General features: G+C 46.5%; 5 protein-coding genes. 1 reads left to right on the plus strand and 4 read right to left on the minus strand.

Going from position 1 to position 6,316, the window contains the following annotated elements; all coding sequences use genetic code 11:
- Nucleotides 1–69 precede the first annotated feature (69 nt).
- The 4 genes from BGL89_RS08970 to BGL89_RS08985 form a co-directional block, all read right to left on the minus strand.
- Nucleotides 70–651 carry a Uma2 family endonuclease gene (locus BGL89_RS08970; protein ID WP_286825414.1) on the minus strand — a complete coding sequence of 194 codons (582 nt, stop codon included), beginning with the start codon at nucleotides 649–651 and terminating at the stop codon, nucleotides 70–72.
- A 157-nt stretch (nucleotides 652–808) separates the two neighbouring features.
- Nucleotides 809–2,164 (minus strand): glucose-6-phosphate dehydrogenase assembly protein OpcA, encoded by a 1,356-nt coding sequence (gene opcA, locus BGL89_RS08975; RefSeq protein ID WP_286825415.1) that lies wholly within the window; start codon nucleotides 2,162–2,164, stop codon nucleotides 809–811.
- 256 nt (nucleotides 2,165–2,420) lie between these two features.
- Nucleotides 2,421–3,950 (minus strand): glucose-6-phosphate dehydrogenase, encoded by a 1,530-nt coding sequence (zwf, locus tag BGL89_RS08980; protein WP_286825416.1) that lies wholly within the window; start codon nucleotides 3,948–3,950, stop codon nucleotides 2,421–2,423.
- 581 nt (nucleotides 3,951–4,531) lie between these two features.
- A complete protein-coding gene (locus BGL89_RS08985) occupies nucleotides 4,532–5,722 on the minus strand; it encodes a DUF3747 domain-containing protein (protein WP_286825417.1) in 1,191 nt (396 codons plus the stop codon).
- A 467-nt stretch (nucleotides 5,723–6,189) separates the two neighbouring features.
- On the opposite strand from BGL89_RS08985, the gene BGL89_RS08990 reads away from it, so the two are divergent.
- A partial coding sequence (locus BGL89_RS08990; protein WP_286825418.1) for a helix-turn-helix domain-containing protein occupies nucleotides 6,190–6,316 on the plus strand: 127 nt, incomplete at its 3' end.

Here is a 6,316-nt window from a genome sequence, read left to right on the forward strand (position 1 = left end):
TCAGTATAGCACAATAAAAGTTAAGTTAACAAGCTATAGTTTAAAAAGCCGTCCTAAAAGGACGGGGCTTTAACCCAAAATTTCGGTAAAATCCACCCGCTGATATAAATCTGTCAGGGATATTTGAAAATCTAGAGAAAACAAAGTTAAAATCGCTTCTTGATCGTGATAATCCCGAAATGCCCAATGATCGCCTCTTTTATGAAATTGTTCGATATAATAACCATATTGATCGATTAAAATATATTCTTCAAAACTATTAAGAGAGCGATAAAACTTAAACTTATCACCCCGATTATAGTCTTGAGTAGATTTTGATAAAACCTCGATAATCACCTGTGGATTGGTAATCGTATCGGTGCGTCCTCTTTCAAGAATTGGTTCCCCCTTAACGATCATAAGATCGGGATAGGTGTATACACTATAGGTGGGTATGGCCAAGCGTAGATCGGTGATAAATATATCATAGGCTTGATTCTGGATAGTTAAGGGAAATCTTCTGTAAAAATTTCCCGCAATGCGATTATGGTTAGGAGTTCCCCCAGTCATAATAATAATTTCTCCATCTCGATACTCGTGTCTGTCGGTGGCAGTTTCCTCTAGTTGAAAGTATTCTGCGACTGTGTAGCGTTTCTCAGTGGTTGCGACCATATTGCCCCCTTGAAAGCAAAGCTCTGTCTTTATAATAACCTGTTTTCTGAAAAGGTACAATTATCGTTTTTAATCAGGTGCTGACTGCCGTATAAATATCGAGAGACCTGGTTAACCAGGTCTCTCCAAAGTGGGTGGGATTATTGTTGCTAATTTGTTAATCCGGTCGGGATAATTTGAGGATAGCGCCGGTGACTTTCATGCTTTCTTGATAAAGCACGTCCTTGCCCCAACGCTGTAACTGTTTACCTAGCAGAGTTTCTGTTTTTTGGTCTTCCAGATGGGCTACTTGTTCAATGCGGCAAGATTGGGCCCCTCCCGAAGCTTCCATCCGCATACAGCCGGTAGTTCCCGAACAAATTACCGTACAACAATCAGCCTGAAGATTAGTAGAACTGAGTTTAATACTAATCAGATCCCCTTGTACCTCACCCCAATCGGCCACGGGAATACCAGCTAATTCTGCTTCAATTAAACGCTGGTCCTGACCGAGGAAGCTAATCCGATGAATAGCGTAATCTCCCGACCGGTGACTATATCCCACTGGTCGCCATTGTAACCGGCTGGCCATCCAACCGAGGAACATAAAAGCTTGGCAAGGATTGCCCTTTTCATAATCAATAGTGATGCGATCGACTTCCAGAATAGCATCCCGGCGCTCCGGTGGATCAAAAGCCTCGGCGGTTAGTTCTTGCCAAGGGGCGAGACGACTCCAGTTCAGGTCAGCCAATGGTACATCTGTTGCTAGTAAATCCCCCACTTGCAGCAGTTCCGTTTCTGGTTCCCGAAAAGTGCTGGAATCGACGATAATCGTATCACATTGACTGGCCAGACGCTTAAATAGTCCATATTCCGCATCGGGACTGGCTTTCCACCAGAGAAATTTGGGCAAACTGGGAATAGTTAACTCGGAAATAATGCCGCCAATTCGTTCCAAAGCTTCCGCCGTACCGCTTAAAGTGACGTATTCACAGCAAACTAAAGTGTTCTGACTACGTTTGTTGACGGGACAATAGGCAGAAACGGAGGCTTTTACCCCTTCATCGGCCTCGGCGGTGGGACAGAGGGTAATAATGCGACAGGGATTGGAAGCAGCGATCGCATCTGCGACCCCAATCGCATCCAAATCGGCGGCGTATTGACGATGATTAGCCCCGTCCTCGGCGTTTTTTTCCGCTTCCCAGGCTGCCCTTAACCGAGCGACAAATTCATCGCTAGAAAGCCCGGTTACTTCTAGTTCTAGGTCCTTCTGGGCGACTTTGATCGCGGCGTGGGTCCGGGGACCGGCAATACCATCAATCGGACCGGTGTAATAGCCGAGAAGGGTTAACAATTCCTGTACCGCATCGGGTTCATAGACAATAAAGCTAAAGGTGGTGGCCCGGGTGGCGGCCATACCATCCTCATTATCATTATAGGATTGCCAGATATCGCGCAGTTCCTGCTCGATCACATCGATGGAAACATCTTTCGGTGCTTGCAGGGAGACAATGGGGGGGCTTTGGGTGGTCATGTCAGTTATCAGTTATCAGTTATCAGTTATCAGTTATCAGTTATCAGTTATCAGTTATCAGTTATCAGTTATCAGTTATCAGTTATCAGTTAGTTATCAGTTATCAGTTATCAGTTATCAGGTGTGAGTTTTTAGTGAATAGTATTAAGCGACAAGCTCGGAGCTGCCTTTTAACTGTTTACTGCTCACTGTTTACTGCTCACTGATTACTGTTTACTGCTCACTGATTACTGTTTACTGATTACTGTTCACTGTATTAGAGTCGTCGCCAACGACGGCCATCGCGGTTAAGGAGAAATTCCGCTTCTGTGGGTTCCCAAGTACCCGCTTCGTATTGGGGTACGGAGGCAGGATCGGCGGGAGCGTCCCAAGCGGCGAGAGCGGGAGTAACGATGCGCCATGCTTCTTCTACCTCGTCAGAACGGGTAAATAGGGTTTGATCTCCTAGCATAGCGTCTAAAAGTAGGCGATTATAGGCATCAGCGCTGGCAACACCGAAGGAGGAACCATAACTAAAGTCCATTTCTACCGTGCGCGTGCGTAATTCCGACCCCGGCATTTTTGCCTCAAAACGCAGGGCAATACCTTCATTAGGCTGAATTCGCAGACTCAGTACATTTGCATTAGTTTGTTGGGCTGCCGATTGGAAGATTAATAACGGCACATTGCGGAATTGGATGGCAATCTCGGAAACTTTTTTGGGCAGACGTTTACCCGTACGCAGATAGAAGGGGACACCCTGCCAACGCCAGTTATCGACGATTAATTTCATGGCCACGTAGGTGGGAGTGGTGGATTCCGGATTAACCCCCGGTTCTTCCCGATAGCCCGGAATGGGTTTTCCTTTCATCCAACCGGCTTTATACTGGCCGCGGATGGCGGATTTTTCTAGGTTATTGATATCGGCCAGGTGAGTCGCTTGCAGGACTTTGACTTTTTCGCCGCGGATACTATCAGCGTTAATAGCGTTGGGTGCTTCCATCGCCGTTAAGCAGAATAACTGCATCAGGTGATTTTGCACCATATCCCGCAAAGCCCCCGATTTTTCGTAATATCCGGCCCGATCCTCCACTCCCACGGTTTCGGCCACGGTAATCTGGACGTGATCGATAAATTGACGATTCCAGAGGGGTTCAAAGATGGCGTTAGCAAATCGGAACACCAGTAAGTTTTGGACGGTTTCCTTGCCTAAATAGTGGTCAATGCGATAAACTTGGTTCTCCTGACAAACCTCTTGTACGACTCGATTGAGAACTTGGGCAGAACTGAGGTCTTTGCCAAAGGGTTTTTCGATCACTAACCGGTGTTTAATTGGGTCTGTAAGCATTCCGGCCGCCCCAAGGTTTTTAAGGCCGGGGGGAAAGAAATTAGGAGAAACCGCTAGATAAAAGACTCGATTGCCGCGGGTTCCCCGCATTCCGTCTAATTCTTCCAGAAAGACTTTCATTTTGGCGTAACTTTCTGGATCGTCCATGTTGCCGGGGAAATAGTACAAGCCTTGGGCGAAGTCTTGCCAATATTCCTCACTACCAATCCCGTCAGAAAATTCTTCGATGCCTTGGCGCATCTGTTGGCGAAAATAATCATGACTCCACTCTCGGCGCGCTGTACCGACGATGGTTAATTCGGACGGCAGTCGTCTTTCCCGTTTCAGTTGATAGAGGGCAGGAACCAGTTTTCTTTGGGTTAAGTCTCCCGATGCCCCAAAAATGACTAAAATTAGGGGTTCTGGGGTTCTTTCTTGTCGCAATCCCACTCGGAGAGGATTTTCGAGCAGCTTTACCATAGGATTTTGTCTAGCCGAGGTGCATTATTTCCCAGTTTAGCGATAATACTCGACGGCATACCTAAAGTAAAAATTAACAACCACAATCAGTGATCAGTGATCAGTAATCAGTAATCAGTGACCAGTAAACAGTAATCAGTGATCAGTAAACAGTAATCAGTGACCAGTAATTAGGGTCTGCTGAAAAAGTTTTTCGGTGGGGGTAGGAGTCAGGAGTCAGGAGTCAGTAGCCGGTCGTTTCAGGCTTTGTTGCCCTTGGTCCCAATCCTATTTTCGCAGCATGAACATCGGACTTTAACAGGTCAAAAGCTTTATTTTAAAAGGGTTTTACCATTATTCAGCAAGCCGTAATTATATTAAATCTGGTTATTAAAGACTGATTATTATTCCTCCTTTTGCGTGAGTGCCTAGGCCTTTTTGAAATCAAAAAGTTCGGGGCCTGGGAGTGAGCGGGGGGAAAATTGGGGGACTTTTTCCCTGAAAATTAGGTAATTGACCACCTAAAAATGGATAAAACCCCACACCCCACACCCTACCCCTAGGAAAAACTTTTTCAGCAAACCCTGATTGAGGAGAGGCCGTTATTTTTTGGCGGTTTTAACACAATCGAGGGTACGGACAATGGCGGCTGCTGCGTAGTTACGACGGGCGGGGTCATTTGGTACAAAAGAACTACCCTGTTCGTTCAAGGGAGAGGCCACACCGCAAAATCCCGACATCTGGGTAATTAAACTGGCGGCCCAATGACCGGAAGTATCAGAAAAATTGACGGGGGTTTTAGTTTGGGCTAAATCGGGGGCTTGTTTTTGCTGAGTTTTCAGGTAGGTGGCGGCCTGTTTGAGAATCGCCATCAATTCGGCCCTGGTGATGGGGTCGGTGGGACGGAATTCGCCGTTAGCTTTGCCAGCAACAATACCATTGGCCCGGGCCCATTGGATTTTTTGGGCACTCCAGCGCGTCGCTTCTACGTCGTTAAAACTGCCGCTGCCGGGGGGAATCGCTTCTAGGTTAATTTTGGTGACAGTTCCCATCCCTTCAATAATCATCGAGACGAATTGTTCCCTGGTGACGGGATTTTCGGGGCGGAAGGTGTTATCTTCTTTAAAACCGGCCACTACCCCAAGCGCGATCGCTTTTTCAATCTCAGTTTTATAGATATCGCCGCTAATATCCTGAAAACTGGCCCCGGAAGTGGGGGGAGGAGTGGTTTCGTTGATGGGAGGTCTGCCGCCGGCTGCGAGAACTTCCGCTTCTTTGCCGCTAAAGTAGAAGTGGCCTAAAGTTTTGCCTTGGAAAGTACGACGGCTAAATCTCCAACCCGGTTCGAGGATAATTTTCATAAATCCTGTTTGCATTCCTCGGGTTCTTCCCACCAATAATTCCGGTCTGCGAGCATCCCGGGGAGTTCCCACTAAGTATAATTGGCCATTGCGTTCCACAATACGCAGGATGTAATCTAGCCCAAAATCCCGGCCATCGAGACGGATAGAATAACCATTACTATCGGTGGCGCGGCGACAAATGCCGGTAAAGTCAAAGTTGAGGAGCAGCGGGTCGATCATGACGGGATTTGAGCCGCTTTCGCTCCAACACTTCTGTTTTCCCTGGATTTGTTCCAATACTAGCAGGTCAAATTTATTACCTCCGTAGGGACGAGCGATCGCTATTACCTGGGTCTGCTCGATGTCCTGTTCGTCAAAGTTGACCGCTGGTGTGGCAGTTATGCCCAAGCTCATTAGGGCGGTTAGGGCGATCGATAATCTGGCTTTCATAATCTTTAATCTATAAGACGATTTTTGCAGTAAAAATAGACGTGCTAGTCCCAATATTCTAAGACTGAATGCTTCCGGTTGTTGTTCCGGACTGCGCCGGATTGTTGTCTGTCCGCACAAGTTTTCTCTCAATCTTCAATTTCCGAACCTATTTATCCTGGCAATATTCTGATGGAACTGGTGGGTTAATCAATATTAATTCGGTTAGCTGTTGAAACTGGGGAGATTTTGGCGAATTGTTGAAAATTTTAGCCAGCCATTCGAGTCTTAGGCTAAGATGGGGAGAGAGGCTTTTAATTGGCCGCAGCCCTTGACTTCCTCACAGGATTTAAGCCCAATAATTGCCTAAAAAATTGCAGTTAATCGATGGAGGGCTATCAGTGCTGCGGTGAATTATCAGTTATCAGTGGGTAAGTTAACAGTTATCAGTTATAATAGAATGCAGACAAACTTATTTAAAGCAAACAATGAAAGCAAGGTATCAACACCGCATTTACCCAACAAACCAACAAAAGAGGCTTTTGTCTCAGTTGTTCGGGTGCGTGCGTGTTGTCTGGAACAATACCTTAGCTTACTGCCAAGAACTCTATCAAC

It is taken from the genome of Microcystis sp. LSC13-02, from assembly GCA_002282935.1.
Classification (GTDB): Bacteria; Cyanobacteriota; Cyanobacteriia; order Cyanobacteriales; family Microcystaceae; genus Microcystis.

Coding starts and splice junctions, on each gene's coding strand:
- BGL89_RS08985 (WP_286825417.1), bottom strand. CDS start 5,722: ATGAAAGCCAGATTATCGATCGCCCTAACCGCCCTAATGAGCTTGGGC.
- opcA (WP_286825415.1), bottom strand. CDS start 2,164: ATGACCACCCAAAGCCCCCCCATTGTCTCCCTGCAAGCACCGAAAGAT.
- BGL89_RS08970 (WP_286825414.1), bottom strand. CDS start 651: ATGGTCGCAACCACTGAGAAACGCTACACAGTCGCAGAATACTTTCAA.
- zwf (WP_286825416.1), bottom strand. CDS start 3,950: ATGGTAAAGCTGCTCGAAAATCCTCTCCGAGTGGGATTGCGACAAGAA.